The following is a 16,945-nucleotide window of genomic DNA, read 5'->3' on the forward strand; positions in this document are numbered from 1 at the left end:
AAGATAAGTCTTTTATGGTTAAAACTTTAGCTCGGGCAAGCTGTTTATTGCTTCCTCTTTCAATTTATCCACCGCACGGGTGTACTTCTCCGTATGCTTCAATCCGCTATGCCCTAAAAGGCTGGCTACAGTTTTGATATTAGCCCCATTGTTCAGAATGTTCACGGCAAACGAATGTCGGGCACAATGCCAGCTTATATGTTTGTCTATCCCGGCTCTCTTTACCCAACGCTTTACTGACTTGCAGCAGCTTTCGTAAGTAGGCAAATCGAATATTAAACAGTTTTTATCTGCCGGGGCTTCACCAATGATGGACAATAGACCGTCATTCAGAGGAATAACCACACCACTACTGGCAGAATGTCCCTTTGTCTTGCTTTGCTCAAACTTCAATAACCGATTAGCGTAATCCACATTCTTATAGGTAAGGTCTTTTACATCACAGAAACGCAAACCACTGTATAAGCAGAAGATAAAAGCCCGTCTGACATTCGGGTTCTCGTTGTCATAATGGCAAGCCGCCAACTTTTGGATTTCTTCGGGAGAGAGAACATCTTTTCGAAGCATTTGGCTATCCACTTTACAGGTAACACTTTTACATGGGTCTTTCAACATTACATCATGGTCAATCGCATATCGAATAACTTTCTTGAAACGCTGGTAAATGCTTTTAGCACCCTCGCCCACACTTCGGGATTGCAGATAGGCTACAAACTGCTCCATCATTTCTTTGGTGATAAGTTCCGGTTTGATACTAAACTCATTCATGGGATATTGCTCTTTTAAGAAGTCCTTAAAACGGCTAAACGCAATTTGTACCATGCGAATATCTTTCTTGGTATAACTGTTGATATAGGCTTGGAAATAGTCTAAGAAATTGACCGTTCTATCTTTTTTTAACCGATAACCCAACATACTTTCTTTAAACTCCTGCTCACGCTCTGCACGTATCTTTGTGGCAAGCTCCAATGTTTCTTTGTTCTGCTGGCGTTCCGCTGGGGTGCGGGGCTTCTCTATCAGATACAGACTAAGGTTTTCTTTTCGCCTGTTATGCTTTACTGCAAACTTGGGCTTACCTTGCATTTTTCCACTATCATAGTACACTTGATTGCCGTTTTCATCTAATACGGGCTTTTCCTCTCTACCTAAATAATACTCTAAGTAAAGGCTAATTCTACCATCCGAGAGCTTGTTTTGCTCTAACTTGGGGTTTTCTTTCGTTTTATTTTCTAACTTTGCCATTGTTTAGAGGTTTTATCCCGATTTAGGTACCATAACCGGGTGATTACGCTAAATAGTTGATTTTCTTTTGTTTTCCGATATTGCAAAGGTACAAAAGAAAATGATATTTCAAAGTGTACTAAAAGTGTACTGAATAACGGAAAATGGGCAAAATATGGCAAAAATAGAGAAAATAGGAAATATTCAAGTAATTGATAATAAGGAAGATAAATTCTTTTATTTTCCTATGATTTCTATGGCTTGTACCGGGTCTGGGTACAAAGAAAGAAAGGAAAGCCTTGTAAATTGAACGTTTACAAGGCTTTATCGTTTTTCTACTGAAACATAACTGAAACTCTCTCACTCAATTATCGGTACATCAATATTTTCGTTTTTTTCATTCCAGTTATCGACAGTAAAGTCACCGGAAGATTCTTCAGAAAAGATATTGCCCAAACTTAAAGTCAGAGTCAGCTTGGTATTGGCGTTGAGTGGAGAACTCAACGTTTGCTTAAAGCTTTTTACATTACCGTTTTTGAGTGTGATTGTTAACTGGAATTCAGATTTGCCGGCGGACGGGAATAACATAACCGTACTATTGCTCATTTGAGTACCGTCTATTGAGCGAGCCAATGGGAAAGCGATTGTACGTGGTATCCCTTGCGGCTCTCCTGTATAATAATTGAGCTCGCTATAAATATTGGTAATTCGCACGGCTACACTATCTATACTGGAACTCAGTACTGTATCGTCTTTATCTTTCAAAACAACTTTCAGTCCGGCTACCACTCGCTTTAAAGAGGCTTTGAGGCTTTCACTTCCAATCTTTATCGTTTGTGCTGCATATACCAGGTCGAATACAGGATAGTAAATGGTGTCGGCCGATATTTTAAATAAGCCAAGAGATTGTTTTGACATATCCAGTCCTATACTGTGAGCCGCTTCTTTTATGGCGGGATGGGCGTAAACAGGATCCTGATATTTGGGCGTTCCCCAATAAATCATGTTGTAAGTACCTATCGGTAATGAGATTTCTCGATTAATGGATCCGTCATAGAAAGTACCGTCCTTTACTTGGTAGTAACCGTAGAAAGGAGACAGCTTTCCTCTTACATAGTTTCCATAGTAGATGGAACTGTTTGCATCACATGGTATAACTGTCAGAATACCGGTAAATGAACTTTGTTGTCCGTTGATATTGTCGATACTCATTGCCATGCGCGGACTGATGAGGTGCGAATTGTCCGTAGTGTGATCCTTGTCATCATCCGAACAGCCTGCTATGAGAACGGCAATACCTATAAACATTATTAATTTTTTCATTATCTGTTGAGTTTTAGGTTATTCCCATAGAGAACATTTTGCAGTTAGAATGGTTCTCTGTCTTAAAAAGAAAAATATGCGGACGTTGTGGTATTGAAGTTAAATCCCATAGATAACTTGTCTTTCGTATGTAGATACTGTACATTTGCATTATTTGTTCAACGAATTACCGATTATTGTCATGAGGAATAAAATCGTCTCTTTTTTGTCGCTTTTCTGCTTACTGTATTCTTTTACGCTTTCTGCACAAGTTAATGAACTGCCACGCTCCACGCCTGAGGCGGAGGGTATTCCTTCACAAGCCGTTACTGCCTTATTTGACTCTTTGATGTTACTTCCAAAAACCGAAATTCATAGTGTCATGGTACTGCGTTATGGCAAGGTGGTTGCGGAGATTTATCCGGCTCCCTTTGCGCCTGAGTATAGCCATACGATGTATTCCTGTTCCAAAACTTTTGTCAGCGCTGCGGTAGGACTGGCTGTTGCGGACAATCGTCTGCGCTTGACAGACCGTGTTGCTACCTTTTTCCCGGAATCATTGCCTGATACAATTTCGACCAATTTGGCAGCTATGACCGTGCGCGACTTGCTGACCATGACTTCCGGTATTGCTGCGGACTGGAATATGCGTAATATTTGTACGGACTGGATACGTACGTTTCTTGCAAAACCAGTCAGAGAACCCGGCAAACAGTTTGAGTATGACTCGATAGCCACTTACCTGCTTTCTGCCATTGTACAAAAAGTAACGGGGATGACCCTGCTGGATTATCTGAAACTGAAACTTTTCAATCTGATGAATATCATGGAAGTGGCGTGGGAAATCAGTCCCGAAGGTTACAATACAGGTGGTTGGGGACTTTATATCCAAAGTGAATCGTTGGCCAAGTTCGGTCAACTCTTGTTAAACCGTGGAATGTGGAAAGGCAGGCAGCTACTCCCTGCATCATGGGTAGAGCAGATGATGACCAAGCAGATGTCTACTTTGGGAGATGATTACGGTTATCAGATGTGGCTTTGCGAATATCCCGGAGCTGTACGTGCCGATGGAGCACTCGGGCAATATATCCTGATTATCCCGGATAAGGATATGGTAGTGGTTATAACGGAATGTACACGGACCAACGGTCGTGCACAACGTAGGTTGGTGTGGAACCGTTTGCTGCCTGAAGTGACTGACACTCCCTTAAAAGTCGGTAAGGCTTATGGACAGCTGCAAAAGAAACAACAATCCTGTCGGCTCCCTTTTGTGCAAGGTAAGACAATATCCCCCGAAGCACAGATATATAACGGCAAACGTATCACTCTCGAACAGAATAAATTCGGTTGGCAATCTCTTACACTGAATTTCAAACCAAGAGAAGTTGTAATGACAGTAACGGAAATGAATGATAATACTTACGACCTGCTGTTCGGTTATAAACAATGGCAAATGGCAGTAATAAAGGCTTATCCTCCTTATTCTATTATCCCAAAAGGACGTTTCTGCGGTATCGAAGGCCCTTTTCGGGTGGCAGGAAGTTATGCTTGGCAGGCATCAAAAACGCTTGAACTGAAAGTGCATTATGTCAATTGGGTATCAGCTCTTGACCTCGTCTTTCATTTTGACGGAAAGAATGTTGCTTTGACGGTTCAGGAAAATTATTCATCCGGTACGGGTATGGTTATTAAAGGAAAGGTGTGTGATTAGCTTCCATTTCCGGTTTTTCTGTATTTTTGCAACGTAATAAAGAATCAATTTATGATGAACCGTATATTACTTGCACTGAAACGTCCTTTCATTTGGCTGTATCGCTTCCGCCACCGTTGCGGTTACGGGGTACATTCACCTTTCGCTTTCAATTTGATAACACACGTTATCTATGAATCCACTCCTTATTATAAGTATGAGGAGCTGGTAACCGTACAAAAGAAGCTTGCGCCGCAGAAAGACCGTACGTGGAGTTACGAATCCTTAAAAGTAAAGCGGCTTCTATTCCGTTTAGTGAATTACGTACAACCGACTACAGTTGTGGATGCCGGCAGACAGTCAGCCTCTTCTCTTTATCTGAAAGCCGCTAAAGAGGGGGCGGATTATACAGCCGCTTCCGAGTTGTCCGAACTTTTTCTGGAGAGTGGCGCTCCTGTCGATTTTCTATACTTGCACGATTACCGTCGCCCGGAATTTGTAGAAGAAGTATTCCGTATCTGTATTTCCCGTACTACTAAAACATCCGTTTTTGTAATCGAAGGTATCCGTTATACATCTCGGATGCGTGCTGTTTGGAAATGTATCAGTCAACACGAAAAGGCTGGTATTACTTTCGACCTTTATGACCTCGGCATTATATTCTTTGATAAAACCAAGATAAAACAGGACTACATTGTCAACTTTTGATTACCTTTAGGCGTTTCAAAGGAAAAATGACTATTATGAAAAAGAGCCTTGTATATACGAAAACCGGAGATAAGGGAACAACCTCCCTTGTGGGTGGTACCCGTGTTTCCAAAACTCATATCCGCCTTGAAACCTACGGCACGGTAGATGAGCTGAACTCTAACTTGGGTTTTCTCATTACCTATCTTTCCGATGAGCGTGACAAACAGTTCTTACGACAAGTACAGGATAAATTGTTCGCAATAGGTTCTTACCTTGCGACAGATCGTGAAAAGACCAAACTCCATGAAGTGAGTATTACCACCCCGGAACAAGTGGAAGCGGTGGAATATGAGATAGACCGTTTGGATGATACGCTTCCTCCGCTGACCTCTTTTATCCTTCCGGGCGGCTGTCGTGGGGCTGCCGTTTGTCATATCTGTCGCACCGTTTGCCGTCGTGCTGAACGCCGTATTCTTGCTTTGGCGGAGCAGGTAGACATTTCTTCAGAATTATTAGCCTATGTCAACCGTTTGTCTGACTATTTGTTTGTTCTTTCACGAAAAATGAATCAAGACGCGGAAAAAGAAGAAATATTTTGGAATAATAGTTGCAAGTGAAATATTTTGTTATACTTTTGCCGAAAAATAAAGATAGGAATTAGTATTCACAATTTTAATACTTAGAAACTATGTATTGGACATTGGAATTAGCATCTAAATTGGAAGATGCCCCTTGGCCGGCAACTAAGGACGAACTGATAGATTATGCCATGCGTTCGGGCGCTCCGCTTGAGGTTATTGAGAATCTGCAAGAAATGGAAGATGAAGGCGAGATTTATGAAAGTATTGAAGATATTTGGCCTGATTATCCCAGCAAAGAAGATTTCTTCTTCAACGAAGAGGAGTATTAATATGCTTTGATTGAATCTTATCCATCGGTTTACGGATAAGACAAATTATAGAAAGAGGTAGTACGAAGGCCTTTGCTATGGCTGGGATACTATCTCTTTTCTTTTTAATCCCCATTGTATTGATGATGACACAAACAGGAGAGGCATGCCGTTTGCCCGAATTAAAAGAACGCCATTTGCCCGAAGACTGTCGGCAGAGTATAACGGAACTTTTGAAAGAAACCTATGGTTACGACCGCTTTCGTAATCTTGAAATTTACGATGATTTGTTTAAAAGCAGGGAAACACTCTGCATCTCTCAAGGGCAACTGATTGAAAATGTAATCCGTGAGGCGGAAAAGGCGCGGAAAGAAGAAGTGCAACCGGATAATATTCTGCTGACCGCCCCGACGGGTTCGGGTAAATCTCTGTTGTTCCAACTCCCGTCTATCTATCTGGGAAAAGAATATAATCTGCTAACCATTGTTGTTTCTCCTTTGAAGGCACTGATAGTAGACCAGGTAGAAGGTTTGCAAGACTTGAGTTATGAACGTGTGGCGTATGCATCTTCTGACCTTTCACCGGAGCAGAAGATGGAGGTTTATCGGGCGGTGCGTGAGGGAGAAATCGACCTGTTTTATCTTTCGCCGGAGTTGTTGCTCTCCTACGACATCAAACATTTTGTCGGCAATCGCCGTATTGGCATGGTAGTTATTGATGAGGCGCATACGGTAACCACCTGGGGTAAAGAGTTCCGTGTAGACTATTGGTTTCTGGGGCGCTATTTAAGTGCTTTGAAGCAGAACCTCGGTTATACATTCCCGTTGTTTGCCTTGACCGCCACTGCCGTGTGGAATCCCAAAGGGGGCAATGATATGGTATTCGAGACGATCCGCTCCCTACAGATGGAGCCTTGCGTGCTTTATGTCGGTACGGTAAAGCGTAAGAATATCGGTTTCGATATCCGACAGCTCACATTGGAAGAGGGGGAAACCTACGATAAAGGTAAGCAGCGCGTCATATCCGGACGTGTGGAAGACTTCCTCAACGGGCATAAAACCTTGCTTTACTATCCCTTTGCCGGTAGTATAGATATGCGTATAAAGACTTGGGTACGCTCTGCCGACTGGCATTGGGTAGCTTCCTATTACGGTAAGAAAGAAAAAGAGCAGAAAGCCGCCATTGTGCAGGATTTTAAAGAGGGCATGAAGCGGATGATTGTCGCCACAAAAGCTTTCGGCATGGGTGTGGACATCAGCGATATTGATCGTGTCTACCACGTAGCGCCTTCGGGTACGTTTGTCGATTACATTCAGGAAATAGGCCGTGCAGCCCGTGATGCGGATGTTCAAGGCATTGCCGCCACTGACTATCACGAGCGTGACTTTTATTATATGAAACGTCTGCATCAAACCGGTAATATTGCACAGGAACAGTTGGAGCTGATTCTGAAAAAGCTCATGGAAGTATATCGGATGAAAGGAGAGAAAAAGGAAATTCTTGTTTCCCTGTCCGACTTTGAGTTTGTGGTGAAGTTGCCGCGTACCAAGAACAAACTGGAGTATGAGGCCGAACTGGGACAACTTATTAAGACCGCTTTACTGTGGTTGGAAGATGATTTGTCGCAGCGGTACGGAACGCATTTGTTGGAAGTCAGTCCGCAAAATCTGCTGGCGGAGGGTTACGTTCAGGATAAGACCGGTGATACCTTTGCATGCGAGTTTCAGAGCTATCTTACAAGAGTGGAAGGTGAAGAAGACGTCTATCGAGCCCGTCTGGATACTCTTTGGGAAGAGTGTTTTCCCGAGTTGGGATATAGGGAGTTCAAACAGAAACTGAATAGTGGTACCTTGCGGGAAGGTTCCCGTGCCGTCTCCGTGGGTAAGCACGAAGTTCTGCTGAAAGAAGATGCAACGATTATCCGACAGCGTATGGACGCTTTGTTCAAGAGTTTGGTGACGATGCTGAAGACGGCTTTGCTGAAATCGAAAGGACGTTTCGATGAAGAAGAACTGCGTGCGGTATTTGCCGAGCACGGCATGGATGTGCCGTCTGCCAAGCGTTTCATCGGTTCGCTATTGGAAAGCCGCACCGAAGAGGGACGTAGCGTAAGCTATATCAGCAGTATCAAGAAGAAAGACTCGAATGAGCTTTCATTTACTGTAATCAAAGGCTTCGACCTGCTTTTGTCCCGTTATCAAAAGTTGTTTACCCAACGTATCACAGGCAATAAGGGCGCGCGTTTACAGTTCTACTGCACTCCGTTCTCCGATTTGAATATGCTGCTCAATCTCCTTTCCATGCTCGACTGCCTTTCGTTCAGTGTAGAGGGTGGTGGTACCCCCTGCGTACACGTCCGGTTCGACAATCCGGAGCTTCTGCAACAATTGGCGGATTCCAATGAATATCATAATCTCATTCTGGATGCCAACGAGCGTATTTTTGAGGAGCAGATAGATTTATTTTCCTCTTTCTTCGGTACCGATGCTCTGACGGACGAACAGCGTTGGGACTTCGTGGAAGAGTATTTTACCGGAACCGGTGTGGAAGAACTGAAAAAGAAGTATATCGTTCGTTAGGCCATGTGAGCCGAAAGAAACTGTTGAAGGATGCGCGCGTGATTGCGTATGGGATCTTTTGATGCATACAATAAGGTTACGGTGTCATACGTTTTTATTCTTTCCATAAATTGCCGTACGGCATCTGAGCCTTCCAATTCCGTTCGATACATATTCGCAAAGTCTTCCCAATGTTCCGTCGTATTTTCGTGAAACCATTTACGCAGTTTGGCGGAAGGAGTGATGTCCTTTTCCCATACATCACTTTTCAGATGCTCTTTTTTTATACCGCGAGGCCACAGGCGGTCTACCAATACACGATAACCGTCTGCCGCATCGGGGGCTTCATATACTCGTTTGATTCTGATTTGCGTCATGGATGCTCTTGTAATTCCGCTTCCAGTTGTATGGCACGCGGGAAAACGATGTTGTTTTCCAAATGGATGTGCTGATGCAGGGCGGCTTCAAACGCTTTGAGTTGTTGTAATACCAATTGGTAGCTGTTGCAGGCATCTTCCGGAGCAGAATATCCGTTTGTTAGTTTCTCGATGTGGCGGAAGCGTTCACCTTCGGTATCATGCTCGGACATCATTACGGATATGGGATCCTGGATGCTGCCGCAGTGAAATTCGGGGATTGTGGCACCGTCAAGTTTGGCTTTCACCATTTCGTAGATGTATGGAAACAATACCAGCTCTTCCTTGTCGAGGTGTTGGTTGAGATCGGAAAGCGATTGCCGGAGCAACACTTGCACATTGTATAGTGCAGGATGATTTTCGCCATGTACCTTACATACTTTGTCGAGCAGTTCCTGTATCTTCGGTCCGTTCTTACGGATGTTGCGGTGATGTATCTTCAAAATGTAATCTGCGAGTAAGTCCAGCGGCCAATTCTTGAAGTCGATGTTTTCGGTAGTTATCGGAGCAAGGTTCTCAATGTCTTTGATAATCTCATCCATATCCGCTCCCGCTTTTTGGCTGGCTTCGGGCAAAAGAATAGAACCGTGGCAGCAAAAGTCGATGCCATACTTATCGAATACTTCGGCATTACCGAAATTGTCGGCAACAATCTCGCCGACTGTCATTGTTTCATAATCTTTCTTCATACAGAATTTTGTTTTATCTTCCTTGACGGAAATTGTTCGGCATTATTACAAATGTCCTGTATGGAATGTTTGAGAGATTATGATTATTTGAATTTACTTATCCTGCCTTTACAGTTTCTGGAAAGCCAGCCGTTCGTCTCCGTTCAGCAAGTAGATGATGCCGCAATATTGGAAGCCGTGTTTCTTGAGGATATATTGCAGGATATGATTATCGCAATGGGTATCGGCACGCAAGTTGGGTATTTGGCGGTAACACCATTGCAGGCAGGCAGATGCTATGCCTTTACTGTCTTCCGTACTTGCCAGACGGTGGATAACGCCATACGGGCGGATATCGTCTATCCATTCACCGTCGTAGATTTGCACATAGGTAGGGTCGTTTCCTTGTATAAAGGCGAAAGTTCCTACGATATTCTGTTCTTCATCGAGGCATACATAGCTGTTTCCGTTTTCGATATCTTTCTTGATAATTTCTTCGGTGGGGTAGCCGCCGGTCCACTGTTTCATGTTCCCGTCTTTGCGCATGATGTGTTTTCCCTGCTCGAAGATGTCCATGAGGGTATTGAGCTCTGTGATGTCTGTTTTTCTAATCTTTATCATAATGTGTTAGCCGAATCCGAATAAGAAGATATTCTCCGAATGCAAAGATAATTATTAATTTTATATTTTTTGCGGGTACACAGCACTAATGCCGCTCTCTCCCTTTGCCGGTAGGTGTTTGTATGAGTGCTGCTAAATAATTTGCCGATACTGTGATTGTCATCTCTGCATGAACAATTTGGAATGCTAACTGTTCTTTTTAGGGATAATTTACATATATTTGTCCCGATTATTTAAACATATTGAATTATGAAAAAGATCTTTAGTGTTTTTATGATAGCTATATGCTGTTTGGCAGTGGCTATACCGGCTCAGGCTCAATTGCTTAAGTTTGGTGTCAAAGGTGGTGTGAACTTGTCGAAACTTAAACTCGAAGGGATGAAAGATAATTCTACCGGATTCTTTTTCGGCCCTATGGCGGAAGTAACGATTCCCATTGTTGGTTTAGGTGTGGACGGTGCTTTGCTGTATTCTCAAAGAGGTGATAAAACGGAAGGTATTGATATGAAGCAAGCTGGCTTGGACATACCTGTCAATCTGAAATATTCTATCGGCTTGGGCAGTATGCTGGGCATTTATGTTGCTGCCGGTCCGGACTTCTTTTTCAACTTTAAGGGTGATAAGAACTTTGAGGGGGGAGATAAGATAGAGAGTAAAAAGGCCCAAGTGGGCATCAATGTAGGTGCAGGTGTGAAGCTGATTCAGCATTTGCAGATTGGTTTCAACTATACGATTCCTTGCGGAGACTCATTCACTTGGAAGAGTGCAGGTGAGGCTATCGGTGCAAAGAATAAGACTTGGCAGATTTCCGCCGCTTACCTATTCTAAGGATATAACGAGACTATCTTTGGATGGCGTTGTCGATTTTGATTGGCAACGCCGTTTTTTTACGTTATCTTTGTCGCTGCAATGGAAAAGTTTGTAGATGTCATATTGCCCCTTCCTCTGCATGTCAGTTTTACGTATTTACTACCGGAAGATATGGCAAGGGAAGTACAGATTGGCTGCCGGGTAGTAGTGCCTTTCGGACGAAAGAAGTACTATACGGCCATTGTGCGGAACATACATTATTCCGCACCGACCGAATATGAGGTAAAGGAAGTGAGTGCCCTGCTGGATGCACATCCTATCTTGTTGTCCGAACAATTCAGGTTTTGGGAATGGCTGTCGGATTATTATCTCTGTACTCAGGGTGATGTCTATAAAGCGGCTCTTCCATCCGGTCTGAAATTAGAGAGTGAGACAATGGTGGAGTACAATCCCGATTTTGAATCGGATGTGCAATTACCGGAAAGAGAACGGAAGATACTGGACCTGCTTTCCGCAGAACCGGAACAGTGCGTTACGAAATTGGAAAAGGAGAGCGGTATCAAGAATATCCTGTCTGTGATAAAGGCCTTGCTGGACAAGGAAGCTATTTTTGTGAAGGAAGAGTTGAAGCGTACCTATAAGCCCAAGACAGAAACTCGCGTGCGCTTGACTGAAGCGGCAAGCAACGAACGACGTCTACACTTTTTCTTTGATGAATTGCAGCGCCGTGCTCCCAAACAGTTGGATTTGCTGATGAAATATATAGAGCTCTCCGGTTGTTTGGGCAAAACACCGAAAGAAGTCACCAAGAAAGAGCTTTTACAGCGGGCTTCCGCTACTCCCGCTGTGTTCAACGGATTGGTGGAGCGTGGAGTTTTTGAGGTTTATCAGCAGGAGGTTGGCAGACTGAATACCACTTTAACCAAAGCGACATTCCCTTTAAATCCTTTGAACGAGCATCAGCAACGGGCTCACGATGATATTGCGGAGAGTTTTCAGACTAAGAATGTCTGCCTGCTGCATGGGGTTACATCCAGCGGAAAAACGGAAATTTATATTCATCTGATAGAAGAAACTCTCCGTCAGGGAAAGCAAGTGTTGTATCTGTTGCCGGAGATAGCCCTGACGACACAAATCACCGAACGTCTGCAACGGGTATTCGGAGCCCGTCTCGGTATCTATCATTCTAAGTTTCCTGATGCCGAGCGGGTGGAGATTTGGCAGAAGCAACTCTCGGACGGCGGGTATGACATTATCCTGGGAGTACGTTCTTCCGTATTTTTGCCTTTTCGTAATCTGGGGCTGATTATTGTGGACGAGGAGCATGAGAATACCTATAAACAGCAAGACCCAGCACCCCGCTACCATGCGCGTAATGCCGCTATTGTGCTGGCTGCGCTGTATGGTGCCAAGACTTTATTGGGTACGGCAACCCCGTCCATCGAAACCTGGTATAACGCTATGTCTGGTAAGTATGGATTGGTGGAACTGAAAGAAAGGTATAAGGAAATACAGTTGCCGGAGATTATTCCGGTGGATATAAAGGAACTGCAGCGCAAGAAGCGGATGAACGGCCCGTTCTCTCCTTTGTTATTGCAATATATTCGTGAAGCGTTGGAGCAGAAAGAACAGGTTATCCTGTTTCAGAATCGCAGGGGGTTTGCCCCGATGATAGAATGTCATACGTGCGGCTGGGTTCCCAAATGTAAGAATTGCGATGTCAGCCTGACATATCATAAAGGACTAAACCAGTTGACCTGTCATTATTGCGGATATACCTACCAACTGCCTCGCATCTGCCCAGCTTGCGAGGGTGCGGATTTGCGTAACCGAGGTTTTGGTACGGAAAAGATAGAGGGTGACATCAAACTTCTGTTTCCCGAAGCTACCGTTGCCCGTATGGATTTGGATACAACCCGTACGCGTGCTGCTTATGAGCGTATTATTGCAGACTTTGAACAAGGAAAGACAGATATTCTTATCGGTACGCAGATGGTTTCCAAGGGATTGGACTTCGACCATGTAAGTGTAGTGGGCATTCTGAATGCCGATACTATGTTGAATTATCCGGATTTTCGTGCCTATGAGCGTGCTTTCCAGCTTATGGCTCAAGTGGCGGGACGTGCAGGACGGAGGAACAAACGGGGTAGGGTAGTGCTGCAAACCAAAAGTATCGATCATCTTATCATTCCCCAAGTAATAGCCAACGATTACGAAGGTATGGTAGGCGGACAGCTTGCCGAACGACAAATGTTCCATTACCCTCCTTATTATCGTCTTGTGTATGTGTATTTGAAGAATCGCAATGAGATTTTGCTTGACTTAATGGCGCAGACGATGGCGGGTAAGTTACGTGCCATTTTCGGCAATCGGGTGTTGGGACCGGACAAACCGCCTGTGGCACGTGTGCAAACCTTGTTTATCCGTAAAATCGTTGTGAAGATTGAAATGAAAGCTCCTATGGCGCGTGTTCGGGAGTTACTGATACAGGTGCAGAAAGAGATGGTTATGGAAGACCGCTTCAAGTCGCTGATAGTGTATTATGATGTAGACCCGATGTAGGGAGTAATGGAGAATGAATAATTGGTGTACTTCATGGATGTAAACTGATAATTATTAATATATGTAATATGTTGCAAACCAAAGGAAAAACTAAGATATTGTTTGTGTGTTTGGGTAATATCTGCCGTTCTTCTTCGGCGGAAGGTGTAATGAAACAACTGATTGAACAGGCTGGACGTGAAGATGAGTTTATTATCGATTCGGCAGGTATTCTTTCCTATCATCAGGGAGAACTGCCCGACAGTAGGATGCGTGCTCATGCCGCTCGCCGCGGTTACGACCTAACGCATCACTCCCGTCCGGTATGTACGGATGATTTCTATGATTTCGATTTAATCATCGGAATGGACGACCGTAATATTGATGATTTGAAAGACCGCGCCCCTTCTGTCGAAGCGTGGAAAAAGATACATCGCATGACGGAATATTGCACGAAGTTTACTCATGCTAACCACGTTCCCGACCCTTATTATGGTGGGGCCGAGGGGTTTGAATATGTGCTCGATGTATTGGAAGATGCTTGTGCGGGACTACTCGAGATGGTTGGGAGCAATGGATAATCGCCGGTTGTCAATCACTAATCATCCGATAGCCAATCAATGTCTCTCATCCTGATAAAAGCGTTTGTTGTCGTTGAGGCTGCACGTTGCATCCACTCCGACTTGTTGTAACCGTTCGGCTATTTCATTCAGTTTCTTTCTTGAAACCCTGCCGATGTAAAAAAGGCGGTAACGGTAATCTTTATCAAGCAGTTCCATGATATGGGTAAATGTCTGCTCTCGGGCAAAATCGAAGTTTACTTTCCGCAATTCCGCATAGGGGTAGCGGATTGTCCTTCCTACGCTGTGTACGGTAAGGGCTTCATTGTCCAATGACAAATAGCAAAAACAGGTCATTAGCATACAGATGAAGAAAAGGCTCAATCCGAAAGACAGTATGGCCGGAATGAATCCCCACCATACGTCACCGCTGATGGAGTAGTACCCCAATATTAAAAACATAAGGAATAATATAAAGAACCAGAACATATACAGCGAGGGACGCTGGTAGGTTGTTGCGGGAAGAAAGTCCGTATTTCGTTCATGCGGGGTGTAGTTGGTAAAAGGTATTCCTTGAGATACCAAAAAACGGACGAGGGATGAAGGATGCTTGAAAGGCGGCAGATATAATACTTTATCCTGTTTGTCTTTCAGATGAAAAACGAATATTCCCGGACCATATTTATCTTTTCCTGTCGGGACATCCTTGTGCGATGCCTGATGATACCGTTTCATGAAACTGAAACTTTTAATCCGGTGCAGCTGAATCCGTTGGCTTTGCAACAGATGTCCCGCTCTTTGTCGTTCTTTGGCGCTTACTTTCATAGGTTTTACTTTTTAAGTTCCGGGTAACTGATACGGGTGTGATAGATTGTTTTCAACTTCTCTTTGAAAACGGCTTTCACCGTCGCTATATCCTTGAAGGTGATAGGGCATTCTTTGAAATAACCTTCCTCTACCTGAGAATCGATGATTTTGTCTACCAGATTGCTGATGCTTTCTTCCGTATATTCGGGCAGGCTGCGTGATGCTGCTTCTACGGAGTCGGCCATCATCAGGATAGCCTGCTCCTTGGTGAACGGATTGGGACCAGGATAAGTGAACAGTTCGTCGTTAGGCTCCTCACCGGGATGTTCGTTTTTCCAAGAAATGTAGAAATATTTTGTTTTTCCACGACCGTGATGTGTGGTGATGAAGTCTTTGATGACTTTGGGCAGGTTGTTTTTCTCTGCCAGTTTCAGTCCGTCCGTTACGTGGCTGATAACGACTTGCGCGCTTTGTTCGTAGCTGAGGTTCTTGTGTGGGTTGACACCGCCCGACTGATTCTCGGTGAAGAATACCGGATTCTCCATCTTGCCAATGTCATGATATAGAGCGCCTGTACGTACCAGTTGGCTCTTTGCACCGATACGGTTAGCGGCTTCGGCGGCGAGGTTGGCTACCTGCATGGAATGTTGGAATGTACCCGGTACGGTTTCCGACATACGTCGCAGTAAGCTGTTATTGATATTGGACAATTCCACTAAAGTAACGTTCGATGTAAAGCCAAAAGCTTTTTCTACCAGGAAAAGCAACGGATAAGTAAAGAGCAGCAATACGCCGTTTATGACAAAATAAGTGTACATGCTGCCGTTCAGCTTCGATAAATCGTTTTCCGTTATCAGTTCGAAGGCGAAGTAAACGGCTGCATAGGTCAGAATTACCAGAATGGCGGTGCGGAATAGCTGCGAGCGTTGTGATAACTCTCTCAAACTGAAAATGGCAACCAGTCCGGCCGTAAGCTGCAACAGTATAAACTCATGCGGATAGCGCAGGCAGATGGAACATATCAGTATCGTGACGACCTGCGTGAGGAAAGCCGTCCGGGAGTCGAGGAACACGCGGATAATGATAGGCAGCATGGCATAAGGAATGACATATACATTGAATATGTTGTTTGCCACCATAACGGCCGTTATCACACAGTAAAACATGATAAGGGCGAAGAGCAGCGAGAGACTGCCCTTGCGGTTATAATAGTCCTTACGGAAAAGGTCGAGATAGAGCATGAAACAAAGCATGAAGATACTGACGTATAATACTTGTCCTGCCAGCATCAACCGTTTCTGCCCGATGGATTCGCTACGCTGGATGGACTCTTTGCGCAGGCTTTCGAGGATGTTGTAGGTTTCTTGGTTCACTATCTCGCCGCGGTCGATGATTTTCTGTCCGCTCAGTACGATACCGTTTGCCCATGAGTAGTTGTCGAGGATTTCTTTCTTGGCGGTTTCCGTCCGCTGGGCATCGTAAGTGAGGTTGGGCGACAAGTACTCGTTGAGAGAACATTGCCGGAGTATGTTCGGATGATAGTGAGTGGTATCGGCAGTAAGGAGATAGGCGTATGCCTGTTTTACGGAATAGAGTTTATCGATATTCCGTTGGTTGGCAAGCTTGTCGTCTATCACCATGATGGCGGATGTACTGTCTTTGTGCAATTGGGCAAGTTCTTCGGTAGAAAGTATTCCAGCCTGATATACTTCGGAAAGTATCCTTTCTATATGGCGGATGTAATCGGCAGAAGGCAGGACGTCGCGCAGGTGCATTTGATAATCGTCTTTCAATTTTTTGAGCGCCTGTTTCTCCGTACTTTTATTCAACTGAAAATAGGGTTGGAAAGAAGACAGGATGCTGTCTTGCTCTCTTTTTACTACTTGGTCGTCTTTGTAGATAGGGAAATCGAAAGTGGCCATCAGCTGTCCGTACTTCCAGGGTTTGTCAATATCAAACTGGTAATTGAACTTGCCGTCCCTTGGCAGGAAGTACACGATAACTCCGACGGTGCCTATAAAAATAAGTGCCCTGTATATCAAATCTCTGAACGATAACTCTTTGTTTTTGCCTTTGAAATAACTCATATCGGTTGAAATTTTTGCGAAAAGTACAAAAAAAAACAATAGTATGGAAAAAAAGGTTTAATTTTGCCGTCTAATTTATTTATAA

16 protein-coding genes are annotated in these 16,945 nt (G+C 44.1%); 9 read left to right on the plus strand and 7 right to left on the minus strand.

The window, feature by feature from the left end; translation table 11 throughout:
* Positions 1-18: 18 nt before the first annotated feature.
* Entirely contained in the window at positions 19-1,242 is a 1,224-nt protein-coding gene (locus I2F54_RS02135) for a site-specific integrase (protein WP_195500414.1), read from the minus strand.
* A 154-nt stretch (positions 1,243-1,396) separates the two neighbouring features.
* Here I2F54_RS02135 and I2F54_RS16255 point away from each other — a divergent pair, with 154 nt between their 5' ends.
* Entirely contained in the window at positions 1,397-1,531 is a 135-nt protein-coding gene (locus I2F54_RS16255; protein ID WP_262894499.1) for a hypothetical protein, read from the plus strand.
* 50 nt (positions 1,532-1,581) lie between these two features.
* Here I2F54_RS16255 and I2F54_RS02140 read toward each other — a convergent pair whose 3' ends face one another.
* On the minus strand, positions 1,582-2,544 hold the full coding sequence (locus I2F54_RS02140; RefSeq protein ID WP_195500415.1) for a FimB/Mfa2 family fimbrial subunit: 963 nt from the start codon (positions 2,542-2,544) through the stop codon (positions 1,582-1,584).
* Between the two features lie 181 nt (positions 2,545-2,725).
* Between I2F54_RS02140 and bas-suc the strand changes: the two genes are divergently transcribed.
* The 5 genes from bas-suc (at position 2,726) to I2F54_RS02165 (ending at position 8,371) form a co-directional block, all read left to right on the plus strand.
* Entirely contained in the window at positions 2,726-4,234 is a 1,509-nt protein-coding gene (gene bas-suc, locus I2F54_RS02145; protein ID WP_195500416.1) for a 3-succinylated cholic acid synthase, read from the plus strand.
* 54 nt (positions 4,235-4,288) lie between these two features.
* On the plus strand, positions 4,289-4,921 hold the full coding sequence (locus tag I2F54_RS02150; RefSeq protein ID WP_195500457.1) for a hypothetical protein: 633 nt from the start codon (positions 4,289-4,291) through the stop codon (positions 4,919-4,921).
* 35 nt (positions 4,922-4,956) lie between these two features.
* Positions 4,957-5,520, plus strand: coding sequence for a cob(I)yrinic acid a,c-diamide adenosyltransferase (locus I2F54_RS02155; protein ID WP_022217657.1), 564 nt, complete (start codon positions 4,957-4,959; stop codon positions 5,518-5,520).
* A 71-nt stretch (positions 5,521-5,591) separates the two neighbouring features.
* Complete coding sequence (locus I2F54_RS02160; RefSeq protein WP_002558131.1) at positions 5,592-5,813, plus strand: DUF2795 domain-containing protein; 222 nt, start codon at positions 5,592-5,594, stop codon at positions 5,811-5,813.
* A gap of 122 nt (positions 5,814-5,935) precedes the next feature.
* Entirely contained in the window at positions 5,936-8,371 is a 2,436-nt protein-coding gene (locus I2F54_RS02165; RefSeq protein WP_195500458.1) for a DEAD/DEAH box helicase, read from the plus strand.
* Here I2F54_RS02165 and I2F54_RS02170 read toward each other — a convergent pair.
* The 3 genes from I2F54_RS02170 to I2F54_RS02180 form a co-directional block, all read right to left on the minus strand.
* Entirely contained in the window at positions 8,368-8,727 is a 360-nt protein-coding gene (locus I2F54_RS02170; protein ID WP_022217659.1) for a DUF488 domain-containing protein, read from the minus strand. The genes I2F54_RS02165 and I2F54_RS02170 overlap by 4 nt on opposite strands.
* Positions 8,724-9,455, minus strand: a complete 732-nt coding sequence (gene ric, locus I2F54_RS02175) for an iron-sulfur cluster repair di-iron protein (RefSeq protein ID WP_195500417.1) — start codon at positions 9,453-9,455, stop codon at positions 8,724-8,726. The genes I2F54_RS02170 and ric overlap by 4 nt, the downstream gene beginning before the upstream one ends.
* Before the next feature lie 108 nt (positions 9,456-9,563).
* Positions 9,564-10,055: an N-acetyltransferase gene (locus tag I2F54_RS02180; protein WP_195500418.1), complete on the minus strand. Its 492-nt coding sequence runs from the start codon at positions 10,053-10,055 to the stop codon at positions 9,564-9,566.
* Positions 10,056-10,304: 249 nt separating this feature from the next.
* On the opposite strand from I2F54_RS02180, the gene I2F54_RS02185 reads away from it, so the two are divergent.
* The 3 genes from I2F54_RS02185 (at position 10,305) to I2F54_RS02195 (ending at position 13,987) form a co-directional block, all read left to right on the plus strand.
* A complete protein-coding gene (locus I2F54_RS02185) occupies positions 10,305-10,883 on the plus strand; it encodes a porin family protein (RefSeq protein ID WP_195500419.1) in 579 nt (192 codons plus the stop codon).
* An 81-nt stretch (positions 10,884-10,964) separates the two neighbouring features.
* Complete coding sequence (priA, locus tag I2F54_RS02190; RefSeq protein ID WP_195500420.1) at positions 10,965-13,427, plus strand: replication restart helicase PriA; 2,463 nt, start codon at positions 10,965-10,967, stop codon at positions 13,425-13,427.
* 68 nt (positions 13,428-13,495) lie between these two features.
* Positions 13,496-13,987, plus strand: a complete 492-nt coding sequence (locus tag I2F54_RS02195; RefSeq protein ID WP_195500421.1) for a low molecular weight protein-tyrosine-phosphatase — start codon at positions 13,496-13,498, stop codon at positions 13,985-13,987.
* 36 nt (positions 13,988-14,023) lie between these two features.
* Here I2F54_RS02195 and I2F54_RS02200 read toward each other — a convergent pair whose 3' ends face one another.
* Together I2F54_RS02200 and I2F54_RS02205 are read right to left on the minus strand one after the other, a co-directional pair.
* On the minus strand, positions 14,024-14,791 hold the full coding sequence (locus I2F54_RS02200) for a hypothetical protein (protein ID WP_195500422.1): 768 nt from the start codon (positions 14,789-14,791) through the stop codon (positions 14,024-14,026).
* Positions 14,792-14,796: 5 nt separating this feature from the next.
* Positions 14,797-16,860: an HD family phosphohydrolase gene (locus tag I2F54_RS02205; RefSeq protein ID WP_195500423.1), complete on the minus strand. Its 2,064-nt coding sequence runs from the start codon at positions 16,858-16,860 to the stop codon at positions 14,797-14,799.
* Between the last annotated feature and the right edge of the window lie 85 nt (positions 16,861-16,945).

The sequence above is a fragment of the Bacteroides clarus genome (assembly GCF_015555825.1).
Classification (GTDB): Bacteria; Bacteroidota; Bacteroidia; order Bacteroidales; family Bacteroidaceae; genus Bacteroides; species Bacteroides clarus.

Bases quoted from the DNA above. Each gene is read 5' to 3' on its own strand.
- I2F54_RS02135 (WP_195500414.1), bottom strand. From the start codon at position 1,242: ATGGCAAAGTTAGAAAATAAAACGAAAGAAAACCCCAAGTTAGAGCAA.
- I2F54_RS02150 (WP_195500457.1), top strand. From the start codon at position 4,289: ATGAACCGTATATTACTTGCACTGAAACGTCCTTTCATTTGGCTGTAT.
- I2F54_RS02180 (WP_195500418.1), bottom strand. From the start codon at position 10,055: ATGATAAAGATTAGAAAAACAGACATCACAGAGCTCAATACCCTCATG.
- I2F54_RS02200 (WP_195500422.1), bottom strand. From the start codon at position 14,791: ATGAAAGTAAGCGCCAAAGAACGACAAAGAGCGGGACATCTGTTGCAA.
- I2F54_RS02170 (WP_022217659.1), bottom strand. From the start codon at position 8,727: ATGACGCAAATCAGAATCAAACGAGTATATGAAGCCCCCGATGCGGCA.
- I2F54_RS16255 (WP_262894499.1), top strand. From the start codon at position 1,397: ATGGCAAAAATAGAGAAAATAGGAAATATTCAAGTAATTGATAATAAG.
- I2F54_RS02185 (WP_195500419.1), top strand. From the start codon at position 10,305: ATGAAAAAGATCTTTAGTGTTTTTATGATAGCTATATGCTGTTTGGCA.
- I2F54_RS02195 (WP_195500421.1), top strand. From the start codon at position 13,496: ATGTTGCAAACCAAAGGAAAAACTAAGATATTGTTTGTGTGTTTGGGT.
- priA (WP_195500420.1), top strand. From the start codon at position 10,965: ATGGAAAAGTTTGTAGATGTCATATTGCCCCTTCCTCTGCATGTCAGT.
- bas-suc (WP_195500416.1), top strand. From the start codon at position 2,726: ATGAGGAATAAAATCGTCTCTTTTTTGTCGCTTTTCTGCTTACTGTAT.
- I2F54_RS02165 (WP_195500458.1), top strand. From the start codon at position 5,936: ATGATGACACAAACAGGAGAGGCATGCCGTTTGCCCGAATTAAAAGAA.
- I2F54_RS02140 (WP_195500415.1), bottom strand. From the start codon at position 2,544: ATGAAAAAATTAATAATGTTTATAGGTATTGCCGTTCTCATAGCAGGC.
- I2F54_RS02160 (WP_002558131.1), top strand. From the start codon at position 5,592: ATGTATTGGACATTGGAATTAGCATCTAAATTGGAAGATGCCCCTTGG.
- I2F54_RS02155 (WP_022217657.1), top strand. From the start codon at position 4,957: ATGAAAAAGAGCCTTGTATATACGAAAACCGGAGATAAGGGAACAACC.
- I2F54_RS02205 (WP_195500423.1), bottom strand. From the start codon at position 16,860: ATGAGTTATTTCAAAGGCAAAAACAAAGAGTTATCGTTCAGAGATTTG.
- ric (WP_195500417.1), bottom strand. From the start codon at position 9,455: ATGAAGAAAGATTATGAAACAATGACAGTCGGCGAGATTGTTGCCGAC.